We start from the raw sequence: 25076 nt of genomic DNA, 5'->3' as shown, positions 1-25076 counted from the left end.
ATCAGTTTTTGAAAGGTAAATTCAGCGGAAACGAACTAAAGGCCGAACTGTATAAGGCCGGTGTTGCCGCCATGGAAGAAGAATGGACCTTTATGGACGCCAGCTTCCAATTGGGTGGCAAAGCTCGCGATGAAGGCATGGATGGCGACGAAGTCGAACAGACGCTCCGTCGAGCATTCTCTGCAGAAAAACGTTCCTCTGAACGCCCCGCAGAAGCGGCACCCGCAGCAGCTCCGGTAGCACAGGCCCCTGCAGTGGAAGGTGGAGCAGCACCGGCCACTCCCCAGACTGTAGCCATGCCCATAATCTCCCCCCTTTCGGCGGGAATGATTTCCATGGAACAGATGCTCGCCATGGGTCTGGACACCCAGTCTCTTGAACTTCTGCAAAACTTCAAGATTGACCCCGAAGCCCTTTCCATTCCCTGGCCTGCAGCCGACTGGCGAAAAGACTTGGCCAAGTTGCTGGAATCTACTTTCGAACAAGATGAAACCATCGAGTTCAAGATTTCCAACACCTCCAACAGTACCGAAGAACTGGTGTCCAACATCGTTGGCCAGGATGACGCCATTAAGAAAATAATGAAGAGCCTGGACAGTCCTGAAGGCGCTCTTCTGTGCATCAATGCCGTTAAGGGTGGAGAAGATGCCTCCGATGAATCTTGGCATTACCGTTATGTCGTCGTCGACAACCCCAAGATGAGTCTTGCCAAGCAGTTGGCTTACTACAAGGCCTTGAACCTGCCTTGTGCCGCCTTGGTCAACACAGGCGCCAACTCCGTGCAGGCCTGGATCAAGATTTTTGCAAATGACGAAGAAGAATATAACGAACGCGTAGACTTCCTCTTCAAGACCTTGGATTCCCAGGGCTTTAAAGTAGATTCGTCCAACCGAAATCCCCATATGATGGTCCGCATGCCGGGCGTACTTCGTGGCGGTAAGCAGCAGTACCTTATCGGACTGGAACAGGGCGCCAAGAACTTTAAGGAATGGCGTGAATGGGTGGAATATTCTCTGGATGGCAAGCCGCTGATTGAGCTGGCTAGCGACAGTGAAGAAGCGCCGAAAAAAGACCAGACCATCGTGGAAAACATGCTCCGCGCAGGCGAATTCTTCCTCTTTACGGCACCTCCCAAGAGCGGCAAGTCTCTTGCATTGATGGACCTTGGTCTGTCCATTTGCTACGGGGAAGACTGGTTCGGTAATACCACCACATCCAGTGACGTTCTCTTCATTAATTTCGAACTTACTAAATCGGTGTTCCTCAACCGCCTTCACCTGTTGGGATCTAAGCGTGACCTGAATGCCAGCACCCCGAAGTTCGGTTTCCTGAATCTTCGCGGAACTGCACTTTCTCCGATTGAAACAGCACAGCTGATTGCCAAGAGAATCCAGGGGGCCAAGAAACTGGAAAACCACGATTACCGCGTTGTCGTGATCGACCCGATTTCTTCTGTGTTGCACAATCCCAAGTCTACCCGACTGAGCGGCTCTCCCCATCAGATATTGATGCAGATGATCGATACAATCATTGCACTTACCGGATGCGCCGTTGTATCCAGCTGCAACATTGACGAATTCCCATACCTGGAAGCCCGTGCAGACTCTGTCATGAAGCTGACCCCGGTTGAAGGTAGCCTCAACTTGTACCAGATTAACGGAAACTTCAGAGAATTCCCCAAGATGGTCGCTCGCGAATGCTCCTGGATTTATCCGCGATTCCTGGTATAAGCTCATACTTTATAGAAAAGATTTAACAAAAAGATATTGACATGTACAAGCCGCAAAGAAAGCCCTTTAAGACAAATGAAAGACGCGAAACCGTAAGACGTCCTGCCGCGCCTCTTGCCAACAAACGTGTTGCTGCCAAGGCCACGGTTGACGAAGAAGTAAAACCGGCAAAACCCGTCGAACGAGTCATTCCAACTTTCGAAGATCTTAAGCGTCAACTCGCCGCCTGGGCAGAAACCGAAAAAATTCCTGGAAAAATCCAAGCCTGGTATACTGCGGAAACTCCTGCAGAAAATTGCGACTGGCGCATTGTAAAAATCATCAAGGGCGCAAGCGAAAAACTCGTTATTGAAGCTCCCGTCAAGGACATGGAACGTCCTGAAGTCGTTACACGAGTTAATGAACAGCTGAAAAAGGACCACCTCCGTATTTTCGGCAAGGCCCTCCGTCAAATTTGCTTTAGGGCTACAGGAGACGGCCAGTTCGCCCTCTTGGTCCAGGTCAATCTCAGAGGTAGAAATTCCGCACACGGCTACAAGACATTTGTAGACTTCCTGGAACGTTCCTGCCCGGAAATTATCAGTTGTCACCACGTCCAGTGCACTCCGGATTACATGTTCGATCCCACCGGAACCACCCCCATGAAAGTTGAAGCCAAGAGCGCCTTCGGCAGCGACTTCATTTCTATTGGCGGAACCGGCATCTATATGCATGTGCTCGACTGGGCTCCCAAGGCAAGGAATGCATGGATCGGCCTTCCCATGCGAATCGAGAGTGCCATTCACCCGAACCAGGACGACTGTTTCTTTGAATTCTACTCGGGTTGTTCCTTTGTCAGTGCCTCCCTGGCAAACCGATTCAAGAAGGTGGCCTCGCTGGACTGCCGCGAATACGCCATGCAGTCTTCACGTTTGAATGGTCGAAACGTCCCCGACGAAAACATGCGATTCTATCGCGGTCATGTGGATGCGGATTTTTTCACCAAGTTCTTTAACAAGGAAGAAAACGAAGGTCGTTGGACGTTCTATTTCAACCTGCCCGGAGACGAGTCCCTGGCCTCCAATGTGGAACAGATGGCAGCCCAGTCCAGGCCGGAACGAATTCTTCTGCAAACATCTAACCTGGAAGTGGCAACCAAGGAAATCAAGCATTTCCGTCGTGAAGGTTATATGCTTCGCAAGAGCATCCCGCTGTACCTTGAACCGGGAAGCGGTAAATTCGAGATACTGTTCCTGTTTGTGCCCGACAGAGCCGGAATTCTTGGACAGAACCCGGCACAAAAGGCAAAATCTCGTAATGTTCAGCGTCCTCAGGAACGTGTAAACCGCCAAAATAGCGCAGAAAGGCCGCATTTTGCCCAAAGTGCACCCACGTTCAAACAGAGAAAAGGTTAAATTTCAATAAAAAGCTATTTCAGCCTGCAGGGTTTTATATGCGTTTTTCAAATATGCGTCTTTTGAAGTATCTAACAATCGGCTTGGGATTTTCAGCCCTTGTTGCATCCGCCTATATCGTCAAGGAAGGCGACACCCTGTGGGACTTGAGTGACGAATTCCTGAAGGATCCCTTTGCATGGCCCGATCTCTGGGAAAACAACCGCCACATCCAGGACCCGCACTGGATTTACCCGGGTGACTCCATTTACCTCGGCGACAGCACCCGCGAAGAAGCGGTTCTCCACATTGACCCTGCAATGAAAAAGTATCCCTGCGACGCTGCAGTGGCCGACTCCAACCTGCCGAAAGGAATTACTTCTGCAGGCTGCGATGACGGTGACGAAAGAAACGCAGACTTCGAAAGCATGTTAGGCGATCTTCGTAGCAAGAACAAGAAGGAAAAGAAGCAGAAACCTACAGATTCCTACTACTACAAGCAGCGCCCCGAACCCAAGCTGTTCAATGGATACTACCAGATTCTGGCACCCGAGATCTACACCCTGGACTCCCTTAAGAAGGACAGCGCCTTCTTCTCTATCCGTTCTGGAGAAAAGAAAGAACCTCTGATCCACCTTCCCGAAAGCGAAGTTGTCGTAGGAATCGGTAAAAAGACCAATAGCAATCTCAAGAAGGGAGACCTCATTGAAATTGTCGATGCCAAGGCTATTGACGTTCCCGCATCCAAGGGAAGAAGTTTTGACAAGTTCGCCTTGTTGAGACTGTCAGGCATTGCAAGAATAACCGCTATCGGCGACACCTTGTCTCGTGCCCAGATTGTACAAAGTTTCCGCGAAATCAAAATCAACCAGTCTAAAGCACGTCTGAAGCAGCCTCTTGCACCCATTAACGTAACAGGTTATACGGCAGAAAAGACAGCCCAGATGGATTCCCTTGCCATTATTCGTTATTCCATGGACCCCATGCTGATTATCGGAGCTTATTCTTACGTTCTGATTGATGGTGGTTTCGCAAAGGGATACAATACCGGCGATGCTGTGGCAATCTGGGAAGAAGACAAGTCTGATGCAAGCATGCCTCCTCGCCTTCTCGGTAGAGGCGTCATCGCTCGCGCAGCAGAAAACGAGTCCTCGGTGCTGATTCGCGAAATTTATTCCAACAATCGCCGCGTCGAAATGGGACATAAGGTTTCTGTTACCCATAGGGCAAACGTAATCAAGTGATTCGTCCGCTATTGTCCATCTCCCTTATTGCAATTGCCTTGCTGCTCCTGCTAATGGCAGGAAGCTTGGTCGTGTTGCAGTTCCCGGGATTGTCAGTATACCTTCCGCTATAAAAGAAGCTTATGCAGGTTTCCCGCAATAATCTGCTATTTATCCTCTTATTTGTCGGAGGCATCATTCTACCCACCGCCATCCTGGCGGTGCTCAGTTTTCGTAATATTCAAAACGAAATCTTTCTGGCGCAAAAGAATTTCAACGAAAACAGGACTGCATTTCAGAATGACGTTGAAGAAAGCGTTCTAAAAGAGCAACACAAGGTCTTTCTAGAAACAAAGAACGCATCACTTTTTCTCTATGAACAGCCCCAGCGACTTCTAGACTTTGGTCATGCGTCCGAATTCAAGTCTGTCGACGGAATTGAAGCCATATTCCTTTTCAATCAAGGTGCGCTGATCTATCCCGACATTTCGTCAAGGCACTTTTTCAAGTCCACAAATTTCTCAAACAAGGTCGCCACCTTAAAAGAGAAAAAGTTGTTCAGCGAAGAATTCTCCGGACTTACAGAAGAAAACAGCCGAAAGAACTACATCAAGAAGCGTTCAAAATCGCTTAGGCCCAGCCTCTATTTGTTCGACCCCTCCGAACAGACCCAGGATTTATTGGGTTTGATCCGACTGTACTACAAAGAAAAAAAATATGACGACGCCTTAAAGCTAGTGGAGTTTCTGGAACAAAATCCCCACCAGCAGGGCTACCTTCACGCCGACCTTACATGGTCGGTCCGACTGTTGCACTTCGAGATTCTTGTCAAACAGAAAAAGCATCAGGAAGCCCAGGACTACTGCCTTGCCGTGCTGGCAGAATTCTTTGAAGGGTCCAGTCTAGAAAATATTGCATCATCCAGATTTTTCTTTGAATCCGCCTTTACACAGATTCTGTCATTTGAAAAACTTCCCCAGGACAAGCGCGAAGCCTTCTGGAATTTACGTGAAAATTTCAACAGGCAACTTGGATACATGGACATCCTCTACAAGCACAAGGACCAGTTCCAGGACATCCTAGAGAATACCCCCGCAAGTAAGGACGGCATATCGTTCAAATCCAATGAAGATATCATTCTCTTCAAGATGTCATACCCCTACCTTTCTGGGGACCAGGTCGTCATTGCCAAAATTGACAAGGAATCCTACAAAGACAGAATCCTCGGCAAACTCAAAAGCGTAGCTCAAAGCTGGAAGAACATCCCCTTCTCCGTTATTGACAAAAACGATCTTGTCCTTCTGGGAACCGCCCTCGACAGCACAACGATAATCAACCAAGTACACCTGGAAGACGCGCTCGGTCTTGAGTTGATCCTTTACGAGAAAGACATGCAGGATATTCGAAAGGAAACCCGCCATCGGATGTTCCTAATGTATGGTTTGATGCTATTCGCCCTGATTACGGTAATATTCGGATCTTTCTTCATGTTTAAGTTCATTACACAGGAACGAAAACTCCTGTCCATGAAAGCAAACTTTCTCTCCAGCGTTTCTCACGAACTGAAAACACCGCTGACCTCCATCAAGATGTTTGCCGAAATGATGGCCAGGGGACGAGTTCAAAAAGTGGAAAAGGTACAAGAATACTCAAACCTTATTGGTAAGGAAGCGACCCGACTAGAAAACCTCATTGGGGCTATTCTCAACTACACCCGCATGGAACATGGAACCGGAGCATTCAAATGGGAACGGTTAGACTTTTCTATTTGCGCCAGAAAAGTCTTTGACGCCGTTGAAGACATCGGAGTCGAGAAGGGACTTACGTTCCACACCATATTCGACCCTAACGTATTCGTCATGGGCGACTACACCGCATTATATAGTCTCGCACAAAACTTGATCGAAAACGCAATCAAATATACGAACGCTCCCGGAGACATCACAATAAAAACCTACACAGAAGATTCATGGTCCGTTTTTTCTGTAGCAGATACTGGTGTCGGCATCGCTAGTTCAGAACAAAAAAATATATTTAATGATTTCTATAGAGTTGGTGACGAAATGACTCGCAGTACCAAAGGCTCTGGCCTAGGTCTTGCCATTGTAAAAAGAGTGGCAGAAACTCATCGGGCCACAATTTCTCTCGTCAGCAAACCAGGGAAAGGATCCACATTCACCATAAAATTTAAAAGGGCGGAGTAAGAATGGCACAAAATTTTAAAATTCTCATTGTTGAGGATGAAGAGATTATCCGATTTGGTTTGCAAGACAACTTCGAAATGGAAAATTACGAAGTAGAAACAGCCTGTGATGGAGAAGAGGCCATCGAAAAGACTGATTCATTCCAGCCGCAGTTGGTTCTGCTTGATTTGATGATTCCCAAGAAAAGCGGCTTTGAAGTATGCCGCTATATCCGCAACAAGCATCCGGAATGCTATATCATCATGCTCACGGCAAAAACCGAAGAAGCCAGCAAAGTTGCAGGCCTGGAAATGGGCGCAGATGACTACGTGACCAAGCCGTTTTCTATTCTGGAATTGCTGGCTAGAGTCAAGGCTTTCCGACGTCGAATCGAACCCCAGGCCGGTAACGGAAATGTGGTGCCGGACGTTCTTGAATTTGCAGACTTGAAAGTGGATATCAAGAAATTCTCGGCCGTCAAGAAGGGCGTACCCCTGGACCTTACAACCAGGGAATACCAGATTATCAAATATTTCTGGATGCACCGTGGTGAAGTTGTTGAACGAGAAGACCTACTCAAGGACATCTGGGGTTATACAGATGAGAACATGCCATCTACAAGAACGATCGACAACCATATTGGAAACCTGCGTAAGAAAATCGAAGACGACATGACAGACCCCAGAATCATAATTTCTGTTCGAGGAGCAGGCTACAAGTTCGATGTTGAATAGATTCAAACAATTTGCCGGTTCCGCACTCATCCTGCAGCTTATGGTCATACTGACCTTAAGTGTCTTTTCTCATGCAAGTAAAATGGAAAGCTTGATACAAGAAGCCGTTTACATGTTTGAAATGAAAGGGGACGTGACGGAAGCTATCCGCATATTGGAAAATGTAGCCGCAGAAGGTGATCAGGAAGATCAGGAATCCGCCTACTTCTATTTGGGAAAAATCCAGGAATTGTCCGGAAACAATTCCTCGTCGAACTTCTATTACAAGCAAAGTCTATCAAGAACCAACGAAACAACTAAATCTTATTGGCTAGCCGAACGTGATGCGGCCACCAGCAAACAGATTGAAAGTTTCCTACTCACCCCAATCAACTTAAGAACCCGCATCAAGAGGTTTTTTGGAGAGGGGCCAACTTACTGTCTATTCCAGGACGAAACGGTTGGCAGAATAGACAACGGGAAGATAATCCCTATTCCGACAACACTGCCCGGCGCCTCTCAGATACTATTTATTACCGGCAAGGGTATTTGGTATCAATCCGCAGATGGAGACAGCCTGCATTTTCAGAAATTCCACGCAAGCGTGCCTCAAGTCAGCTACGGCATAGCCAAGGCAACAGACTACCTGTTCCTTGACAATCACGCCATCATTCAAACCAATACGCAACTGTACATTATCAATAAAAAAGGTATTGTTGCCAACATCGCTGAAAAATACTCAAACTGCACTATTGAAGGCTTCTACAAACCGACAAACGATTTCATACTCAACTGCGCCGACAATGCGCTTCATTTTGTGTCTTCCGAAACCGGAAATGAAAACATCAGCATAGCCCAATTTGACGTTATTAAGCAGACTATCATCAGTAGGGACTTGCTATTCCTCGTTTCAAACGGAAACCTTTATTGTTACGTACCCAAAAAAGGAAACAATCCCATTTGGAAAACCTCCATTAACAACGTGGAGTCCATGTTCAGCTTTGAACGCAACATTGTCGTACTGGAAGCTTCAGGCAAGGTTTCCCTTTTTGACCAATTAAGCGGCTTCACCCGGGCGTCAATCCGTAGTGACGCAACCAAGATTTATCCCCTCGCCAAGGGAACCTTAGGATTATTCAGCGAAGAAGGTACAATTACAGCCGTAGACACTTTGTTGTACCCTCTTTGGAATTTTAGCTTCACCACCCCGATTGACGCACCCCCCGTCCATACTGAAGACGGAATCTTCCTTTACTTTGGCGAACGAAAACTGTACCCCATTCAACCCCGTTACTACGGTAAGAAAATTCTTCGTTCCGAAGTATTCGCAAACAAGGCCATCGGCCTTTACGAAAGGGGCATGTGGGATTCCCTGGCCCCCGTGCTAGACACTCTATTCAGCCTGGAACCCGGCAACGCAGAAGGTTGGTTCCTAAAAGCCCTCTACCTCGAAAACAAGAAGAGCAGCAATAAGGAAAAGCAAAAAGCCTGGTCAGAAGCAGTACGACTTTCGGCCAGCAATCCTCGCGCTACAAACCTTATTCTGAGCCAGTACGGGAAATCCATTGGAGCAAAACACATCAACCTGCTTCCGATTTCACCGAAAACCCGCTACCCCCAACTTTTCGGCAACAAGAAGGACCTATTTACGATAGATCCTGCAGCCGATAGACTATTCTGCATCAACACCGAAAACGGGGAGCTGAAGTGGTCTAAGAAAATCAGCCATCTTGAAAATACACCTGTCATCGCAAGCGATGATAGGAACCTAGTGGTTGCCTCCGGCTATACAGTCAACTTTTTCGAGTTCAGTAAGGAGTCTGTACCCACAAACATCCAGCTTCCCGGGAAAGCCTTCGAAGCCAAGATTCTCGACCAGGCAACATACATTACTACATGGAACGGATTTATTCTCAAGGCAATGAAACCCGACAATAAGCTGGCCTGGTCAAGAAAGATTTATTCCACCCCCTTCTTTGCCGTTAAGGATCACAATTACCTATACACCTGCAATCTGGAAGGCGAGTTCAACGCGTTGGATGACGCATCGGGGCAAATCATCAGTGGATTCTCCAGACGGATCCAGGGACCTGTTTCCCATATGGTCACCGCCGATTCAATAATGGCAATAGCCTCTAGCAACAATAAGCTGATCCTTTTCAACCCCCATCAAGGAGAAAAACAGCCTGTCCAAATTTTGGTGGAAGCCCCTATCGTTTCGCTACAATCGATAAGACATAATGATGAAAGCAAACTGATTATAGGTTTGTCAGACCAGACTCTAATGCTTTATTCCAAGGAGGGCGCACCCATATGGAAATACAAGGGTGAAAACTCCATTTTCACGACCCCATTTGTCAAAGATGGAGAAATATGGATCGACCAGGGAAATGAAATTGTTTCTATTTCGTTAAATGACGGGAAATTCATCCGAAAATTCAATACCCCCGGAGGTGCAGGAACCCCGTTTGTCATGAATCAAACCCTGTTCAGCGCCTCCCCGAAACGCATATTATACGGTTTTTCTCTGTAAATTTTTTAGAAACATCCTCTAAATAGCCCAAATTTTAGGACTTGTAAACAAAATTTGATAACTTTTTCATAAAAAACTCACTAAATTTCTAACGAATATTTCTTATGGGCATTGGAAGATGAGCAAACTTTTAAAAACTAGCGTTTTCTCTGCATTCGCAAAAACGATCATGGCAATCGCCGCGGTCGGTTTGGTGGCCTGCAATGAAGACAAGAATGAAGTCGTAGAAACAGAATCCTCAGAATACCCCCGCAGCGAAACGCTCTATATCGGCGGCTTTGACTGGGCCCCCCCGTCCACCTTCAATCCGCTGGATTACGACCCCAACTTCCCGATTGACGGAAACTGCAGACTTTCCTACGAGGCCCTTCTAGCCTATAACCAGCTTAGCGGCGAACTGGAAGCCATGCTTGCCGACAGCTATAAGAGCAGCGAAAATTCCATTTCTGTTCACCTGGACCCCAGGGCCAAGTGGAGCGACGGTACACCGGTTACAGTCGATGACGTGCTCTTCACGTTCCGCATCGACTCCCTGCTGCCCACTCCTAGACACGGCAACTGGAACTTCCTGAGCAAGATTACCGCAGACGATAAGAACAATGTGACCTTCCACTTCGGCAAGAACAAGAACCCGCTCATCATCTTGAACGCCATTGCGGAAACCTCCATTCTTCCCAAGTCCGTATTCGAACCTCTGATCAACTCGGCTAAATCCGGCAAGGATTATGATATGGCCAAGATTACCGAGTTCAAGAATGATGATCAACCTGTTGTTTCCGGACCGTACAATCTGAAGGCCTACTCTCCCGACCAGATTGTCCTGGAACGTAATGACAACTATTGGGGCAACGCCAAGTATAACAACCAGAAGCCCACGCCTCGCTATATCATACATTCCCTCTACAACGGCAACAATCATTTCAACAGCGCCATGACCAAGGGCAACCTGGACATCTCGTCTGTGTTCCTGCCGCGCATTTGGGATAAGGCCCGCGATAGCATCCGTGCCTGGAGCAGAAACGAACCGTATCACCAGCCCGGGTCCATCACTACCCTCCTTATCCAGCAGCAAAGCGCTCCGTTTAACGACGTTGCACTTCGCCGTGCCATGATGCACGCCATCAACTTTGAAAAGATCAAGTCCAGGGCAGTTTCCAACTATACCCCCGCCGTTCAGCCCGGTTTCATCCTGCCTTTCGGCACCGAATCTAAGTATTTCTTCAAGGAAGACGCCGACAAGTACGGTTACTACTACGATATCGAAAAAGCCAAGGCCATTCTCGCAGAAGCTGGTTACAGCTGGGACGACTCCGGCAAGTTACTGGACAAGAGCGGTCAGCCCCTTAGAAACTTCACTATCGAATGCCCCCAAGGCTGGACCGACTGGGAAGACGTCATCAAGGTTTCCGTGGAATCCCTCAAGGAACTGGGTCTGTCTGCAGAAGAAAAGTTTGTGGACTACAGCACTTGGGACAAGGACCTCCGTCTCGGAACCTTCGACCTGGCCATGAAGACCCAGACAGCAGAAATGTCCGCAGCTTCCCCCTGGAACCGATTCGACCAGATTATGGGTAGCGTTTCTTACAAGCCTGTGGGAGAAGAAGCCTTCGCCAACCAGGGTCGTTACAAGAATGCCGATGCAGACAAGTTAATCAGCGCTATTCCTGCAATGACCGACGAAAAGGAACTGACCGAGGCATACAGAGAATTGAACAAAATCTTTATGGAGACCATTCCCGCCCTGCCGGTTATGTACCGCCCGACCCAGTACTACCAATTCTCCACAAAGCACTGGACCAACTTCCCCAGCGAAGAAAACCCCTACGCTCCGCCCCAGATTCTGGTGATTGCAGCAGGCGTCAAGGCTCTTTGGGGAATCAAGCCCGCCAAATAAGGCGTCAAATACGATTTTTTTCAGAAAACGTTCCCTCGGGAACGTTTTTTTTCGTAAAATGGATAAAAAATAAGCTATTTTTCAGCCAGCACTTTTATAGTGGAGGATATAATGGGAAAGACTCGTTTCATTTTGCCTAACGCATTCACCAGTATGAATTTTTTGCTGGGAGTATTCGCTGTTTGTTGGGCAACGGGTGCATTCAGTTCCTTTACCACAGCAGACCCTATCCGTATGGGTGGCTATTTTATCGTTCTTTGCGTTCTGCTGGATAAGCTGGACGGTTTTGCCGCACGTCTGGTTAACGCCAGCTCCGAGTTCGGCGCTCAGTTCGACAGCCTTGCAGACCTTATCGCTTTCGGCGTCGCCCCGGCATTCACCGTGTTCTTTGCCTATAAGAACTGCGCTCCGGAATGGTTCCAGACCAACGCCGTGCTTTTGATTGTGACTTTCTCTATTTACGTATTGTGCGCCGCTATGCGTCTGGCCAAGTACAACGCTTGCGACTCCGACACGTTCCACCACCACTTCTCTGGCCTTCCCTCCACTTTCGCAGGTGCTGTTAACGCCATCCTGGTGGTCTACCTGAAGTCTAAGGGCGTTTTTGCAGATCCCAACGGCGCTTTCATCTTCGTGCCGATCCTGGTTATGCTCGTTACCGGTCTTCTGATGGTGAGCCCCCTGTTCCTCCCCAAGCTGCAGCCCCGCAAGAGCGTCGCTCTCAACTTGTTCCAGGCAGTTCTGATTGTACTCACCTACATTAGCGGTTTCTTGTTCGTTTCTGAAAAGATTCCGTTCATTACCGAATACCTGTTGCTCTTGATGAGCCTCTACATGATTATCGGTTTTGCTCTTGGCCTTGTGCAGCGCAAGAAGATTATTGCAGAAGCAGAAGCACAGAAGTAATTCTTATAAAAGGTTTAATGCGAAAACTGCGAGTCCATGACTCGCAGTTTTTTTTCAATCTAACTTTTAATATTTGCTTTCCAAAAATTCGGCAAGGGACGTTCCAAACCGGTCAAAAAGTCCCTCCAGGGACATTCTAGGCAACTCCAGCGTAACGCATTGTTTCGGGCCGCCAGACGCCATATTTTCTTTGCACCAGGTTCCTAGGCTGCCGGGAGTGGGATAGCCAATATCGGGCATCCAGGGAAGGTTAAAAACGTTGCACAGACCTTCAACCAGAGAAGTGCGCTCAGGTGCATCGACGCAGCCAATGGGCGCATGCATCGAAAGGATTTCTTCCGGTTTCAGCTTTTCTAGCAGATCCAGCAAGCCAAGGACTTCAGGTTCTACGGGAAATCCATCCGCACTGCAAGAACGTAAAAGCGTATCTCGGGGAGCCTCCAGCACGGAACGGGAATAGACATAGCCTTCCGGCTTTACGGATACGGGAAAGTTTCGATTCAGGTCCACGCCGTTATAATTCCCTCGGGTGCCCAAGGTCATGCCATCGGGATTGGCACAGAGGACAAAGGCGGCGCGTTCCAGGGGCGCACTTATCAAGCGCAAAACACGACTGAGCAAAAAAGTCGTTTCAGGTTCTTCACCGTGAATTCCCGCAATGACAAGCAGTTCGCATTTGCCTTTGCAAGGGACATATCGAAGATCCGTCCCCAGAACTGATTTGCCGTAGGTTTCCAGCGGTAGCCTGAAAAAACCGCGAGTCCGTTCATCCAGATTCATAGCACTACACAAAATAGGGGTAGATATATTCTTGCGCCAGCTTATCCAGATTATCTAAAAGAGCGGACTTGCAGGCGATTTCTGTCTTCTCGTAGATTTGCTTGAGGCGGTCTAGGGAGAAATTTTCAAGGTAGCGTCTGGATGTGGGCAAATGGGCGATATGCCACATTTCGGGCTGAATCTTGCCGCGGCCGGGAACGAAAACCCGCTGGAAGCCGGCGGATTCCTCGGAGTCCATCAATTCCGTCAGACGTTTATGGAAGGGGGCGAACATCCCGTTACATTCTGCAGGAGTCAGCTCCACTTCATAACCTGGCGGGCAGGCGTTACCATCGACAACGTCCAGGTCGGTGCCTAGGTGATGGCGGCTGGCGCCCGGCAGGGCGGACCAGGTCAAGATGGCATACATCAGCTGTTCTTCATCCTGGGGGCGTTCCATGGGGATTCCGTTGGCGTCTAACAGCTTTAATTCGCCAGAGGCCTTGCGGTTCCAAATGCTGAGCTGACGTTCAAAGGGGCGGTATGCGGATTCCAACCGGAGTAAAAAGCCTTCCTTCGCCAGAGTTTCTTTTAATTTATTGTAAGCGGGAAGGACGTTCTTATCCATCATGTATCCTTCCATTTCTATAAAGTCAGACGAACCGGCCTCACGTAATCCATAACAAATTAAATTTTCATTTTTACAACTCATTGGATCGTGCCTCCCATTTTCTCAATCAGGTCCATCCACTGTTTGGTAGTCGCCTTTTTCTTTCGGCTGGTCAGGGATTTCTTCTTGCCGCCGGCACTCAGGATCGCCGTAGACATGGGGCTCGGATTGGCGTGGGTCCAGGCAATGGCCAGGGCATCGGACGCATCCAGGGGAAGGTCACTTCCAGAGATTCCCAGGCGGGCAAAAATCATGTTTGCGACCTGTTCCTTTGCGGCACTTCCATCTCCGGTAACGGCCTGTTTAACCACCTTGGGCGGGTATTCACTGTAGGAAAGTCCACGCTTGCGGCAGGCCACCAAAATTGCGCCACGGATGTGGCCGAGGACAAGGGCACTGCGGGCATTTTTCGCAAAGAATACGCCTTCCATGCTCAACGCATCGGGGCGATATTTGTCTAGAAGAACTTCCAGTTTAGAGACAATATGCAAAAGGCGGTCTTCTAGTTCGTGGTCTGCAGGCGCATGAAGCACTCCATATTCCAGAACTTTCAAGTTTTTGCCGTCTGAATCTAAAAAAGCATAGCCGGTAGTGATAGAACCGGGGTCAATCCCAAGGATAATCATGTCTTGAAAGTTAAAAAAATCTAGATTGTCTTTCTAGAAAGTAAGAGGTATACAATGCTTATCGATCAAGAACGCATGGGTATGATTATGCGGGCGAAAACTCATCCCCGCCAGCTAGGAATTCCCCTGTCTCGTTGGGGCAGGAACCTTATCGCCTGTTGCCCCTTCCATTCTCCGGAAGAGACATCCCTGTTCTTTTACGATGCCTTGGGTTATTGGCGTTATCGTTGCCTGCAATGCGGTAGCGAAGGAGACCTTGTTGAATTTGTAATGCGCAGCCGCTTTAACGGTTTGGATGAGCAGGCCGCCAGAACTGAAGCGCTAGACTTTTTAGGTACGTTGGAACAGGAGCACGAAACCCAGCCTGATGAACACCCATGGATCAAGGAAATCGGTGGCGAGAAATCCAAGGTTCTGGAAAATTTCGTTCGATACTGTCACTGGGCCGCTTGCAAGAGTCCCTCTTCTGCAGAATTTTTAGCTTCCCGCGGCTGGAGTATCGGACAGGCCCAGCTCTATGGTATCGGTTACTATAGTGGCGACCCGGAACCGTTCATCAGCTACTGTATGCTCTCCGGTATCGAAAGACACCAGATTAGTTTCTACCTGGACAATCTGGAAGCCTACCACGAACCCCGCATCACGATTCCGGCCCGCAACTCCAAGGGTCTGATCCATTCTGTTTATGGCCGTCTGATTGATGATGCAGAGGCTACTCACCCGTATGTGTCCTACGCCTCGGGTCCCAGCGACATTCCTTTCAACATCCAGTCGGAAATTTCTAAGCCCGTCATTGTCGAAGGATTCTTTGACGCGCTGACTGCAGACTTGGCCGGCATTCCGGGCGTCGTGTCCACCATGTACCAGGAACTGAGCCTAAGCCACCTCTATAAGTTGAAGGCTTGTGGTGCGGATGCCGTTACGGTTATCCTCCGTCGTGAGCAAGACCGTCGCGAACAGGAATTCCGAATTCAAAAGTATCTGAAGATGGCCGAAGAACTGAATTTGAAGTTCAAGTCCATCGTCCTTCCTGCAGGCGAAACTGTAGACCAGGTGGTACGCAAGAACGGTGCCGACCAGCTCATCTCTCTTGTGGACCAGACTGAAGAAGATACGGTCCATACCCACCGTCGTTCCATGCTCCTGCAGGACATCAAGGAAAACTTTGATACTGCCATGGGTTGCCCGCCGGAAGTCTCCGTCGGCTACACGCTGAATACCTTCCCCAAGCTGACGAGAGAAATCGACGGTATCCAGTCCGGTTGCTTCTACGTTTCTTCTAAGCCCTTCGGTTTGAAGACCACCCTGCTTTCCAGCATCGGTCTAGACCTGCTCCAGAGCAACCCCAACTTGAAGTTGATTTATATCGCCCTGGAAACGCCCCGCCGCCAGATTTTTGACCGCATGGTGGCCATGATGATTGGCGAATCAGTCCTTACCGTTCGTAAGCAAAACGAAGACGAAGCTATTAACCAGAAGATTCTGGAAGCCACACGAGACTTGATGGGATTCGTCCGCAACAACCGTCTGGAAATCTGGGAAGACCAGCCTACCCTCGACAACATCGAGTTGGCAGACATCCTTAAGGACGAAGTAAAGGAACACCCGAACCTGGTAGTCATCATCGACGGCATCGATCACCTGAAGGTTTCTACCCATATGGACCTGTCGGATATTTACCAGAGACGTTCCTCCGTCATTCTGGACCTGTACAAGACATTGGACATTCCCATGTTCCTTGGCGGCGAGCTGATCGATTCCGATGGCGAACTGGTTGGCCCTCGCGCATACCTCCGCGATTCCGATGCGACCTACTGGCTGGAAGAGAAGGGTGCAGACATGGTACTGAGTGTGGATTCCAAGCGTCTCGGTAACAACAAGCTATATCAGGGCAACCTGCACATAGACCCTCTTTCTAACCGTATGGAAGAGGAACCGTGTTTACTGTAGTCGACTTCAACAACTTTTGGAGTCCCTCGGGAGGCGGCGTTCGTCGTTACCATCTGCAGAAGATGGAATTCTACAAGCAGCAGAAAGATGTTCTTCTGGTGTTTGTGATGCCCGATGGGAAAACGTATACAGAACAGGTTAGCGACAGTCTGATTATCGAACATGTGGAAGCCTATAGATTCCCAGGCAACTGGGAATACCGCTTCATGTGGAGACAGAGCCAGATTCAGCCCGTACTCAAGAAGTACATGCCCCAGGTCATCGAAGTTGGCAGCCCCTACATACTGCCCACCGTCGTTCGCCACGCCGCAAAAAAGATTTGCCCCAAGGCAGCCCTTCTCAGTTTCTGGCATGCGGACTTCCCCGTTACCTATGTGGGCCGCCCCGTCGCAAATAAACTGGGCAAGGCTTTAGGTTCCGTTGCAGAAAAGATTGCCTTCTGGTACGCCCGCCGCGAATTCACACGCTTTGACGCAGTAGAAGTTTCTTGCAAGGAAGTAATGGAACGACTGGAACGAAACCATCTGCCGCACCCCTACTGGGTTCCTCTTGGTTGCGACATCCGGATGTTCTCTCCCGAGAAGCATGACGCTACGTTAGCTGCCGATTTTAAAGGCGGCAATTCCGATCGTCTGACCATATTCTTCCCACACCGTTTTTGCGAAGAAAAGGGAATCGAACTTTTACTTGGTGCCTATGACGAATTGACCGCAGAACTTGGTGTGGAACCGGAATTGATCCTCGCAGGAACAGGGCCCTACTTGCCGCAGGTGCAGGAAGCGATCAAGACCCACCCCCATATCCGTTACGTGGGATTTATCAAGTCTATCGACGAAATGGCCCGCCATTATGCAAGCGTTGATTTAGGCCTAGCCCTTTCTGGCTGGGAAACCTTCGGTCTCTCGATTCTTGAAAGTATGGCCAGCGGGAACGCCCAGATTGGAGCCGCTACAGGAGCCGCTTGCGAGCACGTAAAGGAATCCGGAGCGGGAATCATTCTTGAAGAAAGAACGCCTCACGCGCTGGCCCAGGCGATTATCAAACTTTACAAGTCTGACCTGACAGACAAGAAACTCAAGGCCCGTCAGTACGCAGAAAAATTCAGTTGGAACGATTGCTTTAAACGTCAGTTGGACCTGTATAAAGAAATTTCAACAAATAAGAACAACTAAAAAAAGGAAATAACATGATCAGACATATCGTTTGGTGGAAGTTGAAGGCCGAAGCTGAAGGTGCAACCGCTAAGGAAAACGGCGAAAAGCTTGTTGCCGCCTTCCACGCCCTTGAAGGTAAGATTCCCGGTCTCGTCAGCATCGAATCCGGTTTGAACTTCAACAAGAGCGAACTGGGCAACGGCGACATTGAATACGATATCGCACTGGATACCACCTTCCGCACCAAGGAAGCTCTGGACTTCTACCAGGGTCATCCGGATCACCAGGCTATCGTAGGCTTTGTGAAGAAGGTTGTTGTAGAACGCCGCGCTGTCGATTTCGAATATTAATTCATAAAAAATGGCAATTATCATTTCTTTACTGAATAAGATAAAGAGCCATATCCAGAGTCACAGGAATCTCGTATTCCTGTCTCTGGCTTTTTGGGTGGCTCACATCATTCTACGCGTTTTACTTCTGTTTAGAAGTAACCCCTACGGATTCCCTTTTGTTAGCAAGCCTGACTGGTACATTTTCCATGCCGTTTGTCTGGACTTTATCTGGATTTCCAAAGCCCTTGTCATATTCCTTGTTATTGCAGGAATCCTAAAGGCGATCAAGCCTCAAAAGAATTTTTCAAACGTTCTGCTAGTTATCTACGCAGTTTTTCAGTACCTGCTTTTTGACCTGACATTATTTGATAACGAAGTTCAACGATTCCTTGGATGCCACCTGACTTTCGGCATCGCAAATACCTACAAGGACACATCTTCGCTGGTCATGCTCTGGGACTATGTCGCCAACGACTATTCCATTCCCTTTTTGCAATTCATTCTCCCCTTCGCCATCATCCCATTCATTTTTGTCATCTACAAAATACTAGGCCGTAAGGCAGAACAAAAGGTAAAGGGCATTTCCATCGGAATGGTGATATTCTTTATTATGTCCTCCCTGTTCATCAATGTCATATGGACAGGAAACGCCCGCATGACAAAACTTCGCCCCGTTGTAACCTTGATTTATAACGAAATCGTTTCGGACCATCATCAAGGTTTGACGTACAATGACATCAAGGCCTACAGCAGGTTCTATCAAAATTTATGGACACAGGTAGAAGGCGATTCCCTCTGGAATTTCACAAATGACGAAAAGGGCAATCCCCTTTACCGCACCCCTTCTAACGAACTTCTACAAAGTGAAAAGTTGCAATCCCAGCGAGCCCAAAAGCCAAACTTCATCTTGGTCTTTATGGAATCTCACCGTGGTTGGAATACCGGTTTCCTGAACCAGGGAAAAACATCCCCTACCCCCTATTACGATTCCCTGGCACAGCACTCCCGCATTTGGGAAAGAATGCACACCAGCGGGCTTCCCACGACAGGTGGCGTACTGACAACCCACATCGGCATTCCCCACCATTCAACGCTAGCACAGGCAACAGATCTGGCACACATCACCTTGCCTAGCTTCGCCTCGACCCTGACGGATTCCGGATACGCAACCCATTATTTCTCGGCAGCCGACCCGGCCTGGGATAATCTGGGCGTATGGATGTCTAAGTGGTACACAGCACAGCATTACGACAGAAACCGCGAAGACGACTCCACCTTCTTTGATCACGCCACGGAATACGTTCTGGACACACTTTCAAAACAAGGGAAGCCCTTCCTGGCCACATTGATGACTCGATCCAACCACTACCCCTTCAATTTTGCAGCGGGTATGACGGATGAACAAAAGCAGCTGCCTCTAACCGAGCGCATCAACGTCACCATGAACTACGCCGACCGTCAGCTGTCCCATTTTATGCGTGCCGTAGAAAAGCAACCCTGGTTCGACAACACCTATGTCATCATCATGGCAGACCATGGATTCCCCCTAGGCGAAAACGGAGTTTCTACAATGAATGGCGGAGCCTATTCTAACGCCACCTGGATTCCGTTCCTCATTTACGGCAAGGGCATCGAACCGGCAAGAGACACGGCAACGACAGCACAAATGGATATTGCCCCCACCATTCTTGAATTGGCAGGTATTGCAACGCCAAATATTTTCATGGGACACAACTTGCTTCGCGGTTACGGCGACGGACTTTCTCTTGGAGCCTACGCAGGAGTCGCTGCAGTCGGTTACGAAAATCGCAGACTTATCGAAAAACTGCCCCTGGGCACCGGTGACGTACAGGGCCTTTTTGCAGAAGGCGATACCCATCAAGAAAAGAACCTGGCCGATTCCGAAGCGCAGACGACTTCGAGACTGAAAGCCATGCTGGACTCCCTGATTACAATTTCTGACTACTCTCTGGAACATGGAATTTAACTTGAAAAAACTGAATCCCTTTGTCATTATAACAGCCATAGCTCTTGTAATCCAGAGCTACATGCTGGTGCTTTTCTATAGCCTACCCGACCCGCTGGGACTCTCCCTTTCGGAAATGTTTTCGGGTCGCACCATTTGGCAGATTTGCATGGCATTTGGCGCCGTTCTCGTAATGTCATCCATTTTCACCTTCCTGAAGAAACCCCGGGCAATGGTGATCTTTTACGTGTTCTATTTCTTCATAGCCATTGCCGACTACGAGGTTTTCAGATTTTCACACCAGCGACTTTCCTATTCCTTTATACGTACTTATTTTCACCTGTCCAACATCGTTGACGAAACTACAATCACAACCTTGGGTGGCGACCTAAAAGGAACCATCCTGTGGGTAGGTCTGTTATTATTGATTGTGCTGGGCGGTACCGCATACTGTATATACGAAACATTAAAAAGAAAGAAATCCAAGAAGCAGGGAACGCTAGTCGAATACAGTTTTACAAAAAAACTTCCTATCAGTTTCCTTACATCAGGTCTGATTCTTTCGATTATACCGCTCATCTTGTTCCTGACTGGGGCTCGCGGCGAATACACGATTCCCGTCATCAATACAAAGGTGGACATCCGCTTTACCTTAGGCAAGCATACATTAACAGCACCAATCCTTCACATTGCCGCCGTGGAAACCTTTGAATTTGTCCGCGACAACTACAGCATTACAGACGAACTCATCGATAACCTGGATTCCTTTTTGCCGGCAGATTTCAGCAAGTCACGTCAAGATGCAGAATTCCCCGGCTATAGAAAGACGCCAGCCCACGCCTACAAGGCCCAGCACCCCTACAACATCGTTTTCATATTCGGCGAATCCTTCAAGGGCCGCATCATCAACCAGATGTTAGAAGGGGATACAACACTCGCCCCAAGCCTCTGGGATCTCGCCAATCGCGGTAGTTTCTGGTTCAAGAACGCCTTTAGCGGCGGCTACCCAACCGTTCGCGGAACTATGGCAACCTATCTGGGATTCCCCTCCCACCCCAACCGCGACTTGCCCAGTTTCTACGCTTCAAACCATTTTACCGGATTCCCGGAACTGCTGGAAAACTACACCCGATACTACGTCACCGTATCGAACCCTGTTTTTGACCACACGCTACCCTTTGTAGAAAAATTCTTCGGCGACAACTGGAGACTCCCCGAAGACACGAAAATCCCAGGAACAACAGACAGCCTCGGCGTAGACAAGGCCATTGAAGTTCTAGACAGCCTTCCTACAGATTCCCGTTGGCTGCTGACATTCAATACCATCGCCACCCACATCCCCTTCTTTGGCTACCCGGATGAATTCGCCCCGAAGCCTGACGATGCCATGGAGCGTTACCGCAACGCCTTGCGATACACCGACCAGCAATTGGGACGTTTCTTTGAAAAGCTTGCAACTCGTGAGGATTACGAAAACACCGTCGTAATCATTCTTGGTGACCACGACACACCGGTGGACTCCATTGACTACGCTGTTCCCCAGCCTCTGGGCGTTGCCACCACGCGAATTTTCATGGGAATTTTCTCTGCCGACACAAACTTAGTACAGGGTCTGAACGTTCGCGAAGACGTAGCCTCGCAACATGACGTAGGCCCCACCATTATGGACTTGGCCCAAGTTCGCAAGCCCAACCACTACTGGGGTTACGATTTGCTGGCCCAGGAACGCCCCGCAAATCAACCGTCTATGTTCTTCTCCCAGAACTCCTACTATCTGGGATTCCGGGACCATGTGATTATGGGCGGCCTGGATAACGAAGAAGTTTATCGCGGCGAAAAGGAACACTTTGCACAAACCACCGACAAAAACGATTTGGCCTGGAAAACAAAAGCTGTGGGAGCCAGCAAGGTTTTACGTTCTCTGCTGCGCAACGATACGATGCAGCCCAAGGAATAAAGCATACAGAAAATAAAACGTAAAGGGAGCGCCCTAGGGCGCTCCTTTTTTATGTTCTTTTTTACCGTATGCGGTTTACGTTTCTGACTTCAAAATCCAGGAAACAGCCTTTTGCAAATCATCTTTCTGACGTTTGCTCACCTCGGCATAACGCTTCAGGGCACGCTCCGCATAAAGGCTGTAAATGGATCCGTCCAAAAGTTGGATCATGCGGTTTTTCATTTCGCTCACAGAATAAGGATCGAAATAGAGAGCCGCATTGTCGCAAATTTCGGGAATGGACGTAGAACCGCTGGCTGCCACAGGCACGCCGTAACGCATAGACTGCATGGGAGGATAGCCAAAGCCTTCGTTCAAACTGGGGAATATAAAGGCGTAGGCATTCTTGTGTAAAAATTCCAGTTCCTTGGATTCCACGTAACCCAGGAGTACCAGGCGATCCTTGTGCCTGACATTTTTCAGATAGACTTTAGGATTGGTTGCTCCAGTAATGACAAGCTTGAAATCAAAAGCTTCCCCTTGCGATTCCATCATGGAAACCAGCTGGTCGAAAGCCTTTACGGAACGCAAGTTATTCTTTTCCCAGCGGGCACCACTAGTAAGCAAGAAATACTTCTTGGGCAAAACATTCGGCGGCAGGAATCCTTCCGGTTCGTATTCGGTCATGGGGCTGTAGAATACGGGAATTTCCTTATGGAGCAGTTCCGGGAAGAAGGACTTGATAGACGCACGGCTGTGTTCGCTGACGGTTATGGTATCGACACCGCCTTCGGCGATGCATTTAGCTAGGGCCTGATATTTAGGCTTATAGTAGTACTTTTTCCACCATTCACGGTAGCGGAAAAGGGCCTCTACCTTCTGGGACAACTTCTTGGCAAAGGCGACACCCTGACATTCGTAAGGCATTTCCAATGCACGAACGCCGTGCCAGGTAAACACAAAACGTTTAACATTCACCTGCCACTTCGGACTCAGAGAATAGAGCGGAGTGTAAAAATCAGTAATGTTATTTTCGTCGATAATCTGCTGAGGAGAGCTGACGCTCAGATCATAAAGCGGAACGCCATTAGATTCGCAGGCGGCAAGGATATCGGGAGACAGGTATTTACGGCTGTCATAAATACAGCTGAATTTCGCACCTCGATTCACCATGGCCCAGAAAATCACTTCGCCATAGGAGCCCCCGCCATGAAACTTGGCGCTGTGAATGGGCTGAACCGCTTCCAGATTGAAAAGCAGACTCATAGGATCTTACCAATCAAGGAAAGCAACGGCAAGACAAAAGGCATCTTCTTGTACACAAAACCCAAAGACTTGGCAAATGCGTAGGAACGGATAATATCGGCGCCCAATTTACCGGCATGCTTTGTCTGATAGAGGAAAGCATCCTTGGCATGGGCAATGACGTCATCGTAATATTCGTTGATGGTAATGCTCTTGTCGGCATTGACCTTCACGGGAATATTCTTCAGGTCGGTGTAGAAGTTCTTGCGCAGGATCTTGGGCAGGAACAGGTCCATGCTATCGGGAACCTTACGGCCACAGGTGTTGATAATGCGAGATCCGAAAAAGTGGAACACCTTTCCTGTGGGAATGTAATCGCGGGCATAAGCCATCTGGCAGTTCCATTCACCCGGCATTTTCTTGGTGACATAATTGAACTTGAAGTTGGCTTCGGCCAGAGAGGCCATGTCATAGGGGAAGTTCTTGGTCAGGCAATACAGCCACAGTTCATGCCACTTTTCAAAGAAGGCTCGAGCCTCGGGCGTATCGCTGGCAAACATGACGCCACCGTTGAAAATCTCATCGTTCAGAATCGGAGAGAATCCCAGCATCTTGGCATTGTTCAGAATCTTCTTGCGATTAATGGCCTTATGCAAATTGGTGTGGAAGTCAAGCACCGCATAAATTCCGCCGCGCCATTCATCAGGAATGGAAAGGTCGCCCACAATGGCGATGTCAGAATCCATATAGAGGAAATCGCCATCCACCACGTTACGCATCACCGTCTTCAGATAACGGGAACGCATCATGGGAGTAAATTTTTCATCGATTTCCAGAGCCACCAGTTCGTCTACAGCCTCTTTCAGGGCGGCTCGGGGGCCAACGAGAGTCGCTGCAGTTCTGTCGTCAGTCAGAAGCGTAACAAATGCTCCCGGGTTGTGAACACGCAAAGATGCAATGGCCACCAAAGTCTGTTCGCAGAAGAAATCCTTCTCGGAACTGGTCAAAACAAAAAGATACTTTGTCATAGACTTAATACTTGATCAGGCTCTTAGATTCGTAATCATTCAGGGTTTCTTCGAGAGACTTATTCTTTTTACCGATCTTGCAAATAATAATCGGCAAACGTCTAAAGAATCGCACGATACGATGAGTGAAAGGTCTCCAGCTACCACTGGTTACATGAATCGCATACGGTTTAAAATTCGTTTCATCGCAGCTGGGCAAGAAGACCTTGCTGGGCAAAATCATCATGTTATTTTCAAGCTGCTGCAACTTATCCTTGTACACAAAACCGAAATCTTGCGCCGTATGGGCATACACATAAGGTGCAATATTTTCGATGTTCAGCTTTCCGTTAGGCAAGATGAACTTTTCTCGTTCATAGTAAGCCATGGCCTTCTTCAAGAAGGGATGATTGGCCTCGGCACCAAAAATGGCAGCCTGCAAGGCAAGTCCCGGAAGGGGAATCTTGTTGGGATCCTTTTTCGTGCCATCTTCGTTCAGCATCTTCCAAGACTTATTTCTCTTAAAATGAGACGTAAATTCAATATTGGTAAAGTAGCCGTTACTTAAAAATTCATCAAAGCTCTGGTAGACAAAAACGTCACTATCCAGATACACGCCACCTTCTGTATAAACCGCATAAAGTCGAATGTAGTCACTTGCGAAAGCCCACTTAGACATGCTAACCGCTTCGCGAACAAAAGGAACCGTATCAATAATCTTTTGGCAACGAGCCATATCCCAATGGATGATTTCATAATCGGGACAACGGCGCTTCCAGCTATCAAGGCAAAGTTTTGCAAGAGGAGGCAGCGGATCGTTAGAAAGCCAAATGTAATGTATCTTTTTCGGAATCATATCAACAATATACCTAATTC

19 protein-coding genes are annotated in these 25076 nt (G+C 48.5%); 13 read left to right on the top strand and 6 right to left on the bottom strand.

Features of this window, described 5'->3' with window-relative positions; translation table 11 throughout:
* Positions 1 to 8 precede the first annotated feature (8 nt).
* From BUB73_RS01075 to BUB73_RS01040, 8 genes are all read left to right on the top strand, one after another.
* On the top strand, positions 9 to 1730 hold the full coding sequence (locus tag BUB73_RS01075; RefSeq protein ID WP_249505583.1) for an AAA family ATPase: 1722 nt from the start codon (positions 9 to 11) through the stop codon (positions 1728 to 1730).
* A 41-nt stretch (positions 1731 to 1771) separates the two neighbouring features.
* Positions 1772 to 3124, top strand: a complete 1353-nt coding sequence (locus tag BUB73_RS01070) for a hypothetical protein (RefSeq protein WP_073156059.1) — start codon at positions 1772 to 1774, stop codon at positions 3122 to 3124.
* Between the two features lie 38 nt (positions 3125 to 3162).
* Positions 3163 to 4347 (top strand): LysM peptidoglycan-binding domain-containing protein, encoded by a 1185-nt coding sequence (locus tag BUB73_RS01065; RefSeq protein ID WP_249505582.1) that lies wholly within the window; start codon positions 3163 to 3165, stop codon positions 4345 to 4347.
* A gap of 122 nt (positions 4348 to 4469) precedes the next feature.
* A complete protein-coding gene (locus BUB73_RS01060) occupies positions 4470 to 6530 on the top strand; it encodes a sensor histidine kinase (RefSeq protein WP_073156056.1) in 2061 nt (686 codons plus the stop codon).
* Between the two features lie 2 nt (positions 6531 to 6532).
* On the top strand, positions 6533 to 7243 hold the full coding sequence (locus BUB73_RS01055; protein ID WP_073156053.1) for a response regulator transcription factor: 711 nt from the start codon (positions 6533 to 6535) through the stop codon (positions 7241 to 7243).
* On the top strand, positions 7233 to 9755 hold the full coding sequence (locus BUB73_RS01050; RefSeq protein WP_073282983.1) for a PQQ-binding-like beta-propeller repeat protein: 2523 nt from the start codon (positions 7233 to 7235) through the stop codon (positions 9753 to 9755). Before BUB73_RS01055 ends, BUB73_RS01050 begins: the two co-directional genes overlap by 11 nt.
* Before the next feature lie 118 nt (positions 9756 to 9873).
* On the top strand, positions 9874 to 11649 hold the full coding sequence (locus BUB73_RS01045; protein ID WP_073156048.1) for an ABC transporter substrate-binding protein: 1776 nt from the start codon (positions 9874 to 9876) through the stop codon (positions 11647 to 11649).
* A 111-nt stretch (positions 11650 to 11760) separates the two neighbouring features.
* Positions 11761 to 12555, top strand: coding sequence for a CDP-alcohol phosphatidyltransferase family protein (locus BUB73_RS01040; protein WP_073156045.1), 795 nt, complete (start codon positions 11761 to 11763; stop codon positions 12553 to 12555).
* Between the two features lie 66 nt (positions 12556 to 12621).
* Here the strand turns inward: BUB73_RS01040 and mpaA are convergent, their stop codons facing one another.
* The 3 genes from mpaA to ruvC are packed head-to-tail and all read right to left on the bottom strand — an operon-like array spanning position 12622 to position 14610.
* Complete coding sequence (gene mpaA / locus BUB73_RS01035) at positions 12622 to 13335, bottom strand: murein tripeptide amidase MpaA (RefSeq protein ID WP_073282980.1); 714 nt, start codon at positions 13333 to 13335, stop codon at positions 12622 to 12624.
* 4 nt (positions 13336 to 13339) lie between these two features.
* Positions 13340 to 14026 carry a M15 family metallopeptidase gene (locus BUB73_RS01030; RefSeq protein WP_073282977.1) on the bottom strand — a complete coding sequence of 229 codons (687 nt, stop codon included), beginning with the start codon at positions 14024 to 14026 and terminating at the stop codon, positions 13340 to 13342.
* Entirely contained in the window at positions 14023 to 14610 is a 588-nt protein-coding gene (ruvC, locus tag BUB73_RS01025; protein WP_073156036.1) for a crossover junction endodeoxyribonuclease RuvC, read from the bottom strand. The genes BUB73_RS01030 and ruvC overlap by 4 nt, the downstream gene beginning before the upstream one ends.
* Before the next feature lie 54 nt (positions 14611 to 14664).
* Between ruvC and BUB73_RS01020 the strand changes: the two genes are divergently transcribed.
* The 5 genes from BUB73_RS01020 to BUB73_RS01000 are packed head-to-tail and all read left to right on the top strand — an operon-like array spanning position 14665 to position 21969.
* On the top strand, positions 14665 to 16560 hold the full coding sequence (locus BUB73_RS01020; protein ID WP_073156034.1) for a CHC2 zinc finger domain-containing protein: 1896 nt from the start codon (positions 14665 to 14667) through the stop codon (positions 16558 to 16560).
* Positions 16548 to 17732: a glycosyltransferase gene (locus BUB73_RS01015; RefSeq protein ID WP_073282975.1), complete on the top strand. Its 1185-nt coding sequence runs from the start codon at positions 16548 to 16550 to the stop codon at positions 17730 to 17732. The genes BUB73_RS01020 and BUB73_RS01015 overlap by 13 nt, the downstream gene beginning before the upstream one ends.
* A gap of 14 nt (positions 17733 to 17746) precedes the next feature.
* Positions 17747 to 18064 carry a Dabb family protein gene (locus BUB73_RS01010; RefSeq protein WP_073156029.1) on the top strand — a complete coding sequence of 106 codons (318 nt, stop codon included), beginning with the start codon at positions 17747 to 17749 and terminating at the stop codon, positions 18062 to 18064.
* Positions 18065 to 18074: 10 nt separating this feature from the next.
* On the top strand, positions 18075 to 20033 hold the full coding sequence (locus tag BUB73_RS01005; RefSeq protein ID WP_073234102.1) for an LTA synthase family protein: 1959 nt from the start codon (positions 18075 to 18077) through the stop codon (positions 20031 to 20033).
* Positions 20023 to 21969, top strand: a complete 1947-nt coding sequence (locus BUB73_RS01000) for an LTA synthase family protein (protein ID WP_249269315.1) — start codon at positions 20023 to 20025, stop codon at positions 21967 to 21969. Before BUB73_RS01005 ends, BUB73_RS01000 begins: the two co-directional genes overlap by 11 nt.
* A 75-nt stretch (positions 21970 to 22044) precedes the next feature.
* Here BUB73_RS01000 and BUB73_RS00995 read toward each other — a convergent pair whose 3' ends face one another.
* Genes BUB73_RS00995 through BUB73_RS00985 form a run of 3 tightly spaced genes read right to left on the bottom strand, consistent with a single transcriptional unit; the run spans position 22045 to position 25056 of the window.
* Positions 22045 to 23214 carry a glycosyltransferase gene (locus BUB73_RS00995; protein ID WP_073282972.1) on the bottom strand — a complete coding sequence of 390 codons (1170 nt, stop codon included), beginning with the start codon at positions 23212 to 23214 and terminating at the stop codon, positions 22045 to 22047.
* Positions 23211 to 24221, bottom strand: coding sequence for a glycosyltransferase family protein (locus tag BUB73_RS00990; RefSeq protein ID WP_073234104.1), 1011 nt, complete (start codon positions 24219 to 24221; stop codon positions 23211 to 23213). The genes BUB73_RS00995 and BUB73_RS00990 overlap by 4 nt, the downstream gene beginning before the upstream one ends.
* A 4-nt stretch (positions 24222 to 24225) precedes the next feature.
* Complete coding sequence (locus BUB73_RS00985; RefSeq protein ID WP_073156019.1) at positions 24226 to 25056, bottom strand: glycosyltransferase family 32 protein; 831 nt, start codon at positions 25054 to 25056, stop codon at positions 24226 to 24228.
* Positions 25057 to 25076 lie beyond the last annotated feature (20 nt).

The organism is Fibrobacter sp. UWH6 (assembly GCF_900142465.1).
Taxonomy (GTDB): Bacteria; Fibrobacterota; Fibrobacteria; order Fibrobacterales; family Fibrobacteraceae; genus Fibrobacter.
This window is presented reverse-complemented; position numbering and strand designations above follow the sequence as displayed.

What these genes read in the sequence shown, in the direction of transcription:
- BUB73_RS01065 (WP_249505582.1), top strand. Translation starts at nt 3,163, where the DNA reads ATGCGTTTTTCAAATATGCGTCTTTTGAAGTATCTAACAATCGGCTTG.
- BUB73_RS01055 (WP_073156053.1), top strand. Translation starts at nt 6,533, where the DNA reads ATGGCACAAAATTTTAAAATTCTCATTGTTGAGGATGAAGAGATTATC.
- mpaA (WP_073282980.1), bottom strand. Translation starts at nt 13,335, where the DNA reads ATGAATCTGGATGAACGGACTCGCGGTTTTTTCAGGCTACCGCTGGAA.
- BUB73_RS01060 (WP_073156056.1), top strand. Translation starts at nt 4,470, where the DNA reads ATGCAGGTTTCCCGCAATAATCTGCTATTTATCCTCTTATTTGTCGGA.
- BUB73_RS01030 (WP_073282977.1), bottom strand. Translation starts at nt 14,026, where the DNA reads ATGAGTTGTAAAAATGAAAATTTAATTTGTTATGGATTACGTGAGGCC.
- BUB73_RS00990 (WP_073234104.1), bottom strand. Translation starts at nt 24,221, where the DNA reads ATGACAAAGTATCTTTTTGTTTTGACCAGTTCCGAGAAGGATTTCTTC.
- BUB73_RS01010 (WP_073156029.1), top strand. Translation starts at nt 17,747, where the DNA reads ATGATCAGACATATCGTTTGGTGGAAGTTGAAGGCCGAAGCTGAAGGT.
- BUB73_RS01050 (WP_073282983.1), top strand. Translation starts at nt 7,233, where the DNA reads ATGTTGAATAGATTCAAACAATTTGCCGGTTCCGCACTCATCCTGCAG.
- BUB73_RS01000 (WP_249269315.1), top strand. Translation starts at nt 20,023, where the DNA reads ATGGAATTTAACTTGAAAAAACTGAATCCCTTTGTCATTATAACAGCC.
- BUB73_RS01045 (WP_073156048.1), top strand. Translation starts at nt 9,874, where the DNA reads ATGAGCAAACTTTTAAAAACTAGCGTTTTCTCTGCATTCGCAAAAACG.
- BUB73_RS01020 (WP_073156034.1), top strand. Translation starts at nt 14,665, where the DNA reads ATGCTTATCGATCAAGAACGCATGGGTATGATTATGCGGGCGAAAACT.
- ruvC (WP_073156036.1), bottom strand. Translation starts at nt 14,610, where the DNA reads ATGATTATCCTTGGGATTGACCCCGGTTCTATCACTACCGGCTATGCT.
- BUB73_RS01040 (WP_073156045.1), top strand. Translation starts at nt 11,761, where the DNA reads ATGGGAAAGACTCGTTTCATTTTGCCTAACGCATTCACCAGTATGAAT.
- BUB73_RS00985 (WP_073156019.1), bottom strand. Translation starts at nt 25,056, where the DNA reads ATGATTCCGAAAAAGATACATTACATTTGGCTTTCTAACGATCCGCTG.
- BUB73_RS01070 (WP_073156059.1), top strand. Translation starts at nt 1,772, where the DNA reads ATGTACAAGCCGCAAAGAAAGCCCTTTAAGACAAATGAAAGACGCGAA.
- BUB73_RS00995 (WP_073282972.1), bottom strand. Translation starts at nt 23,214, where the DNA reads ATGAGTCTGCTTTTCAATCTGGAAGCGGTTCAGCCCATTCACAGCGCC.
- BUB73_RS01005 (WP_073234102.1), top strand. Translation starts at nt 18,075, where the DNA reads ATGGCAATTATCATTTCTTTACTGAATAAGATAAAGAGCCATATCCAG.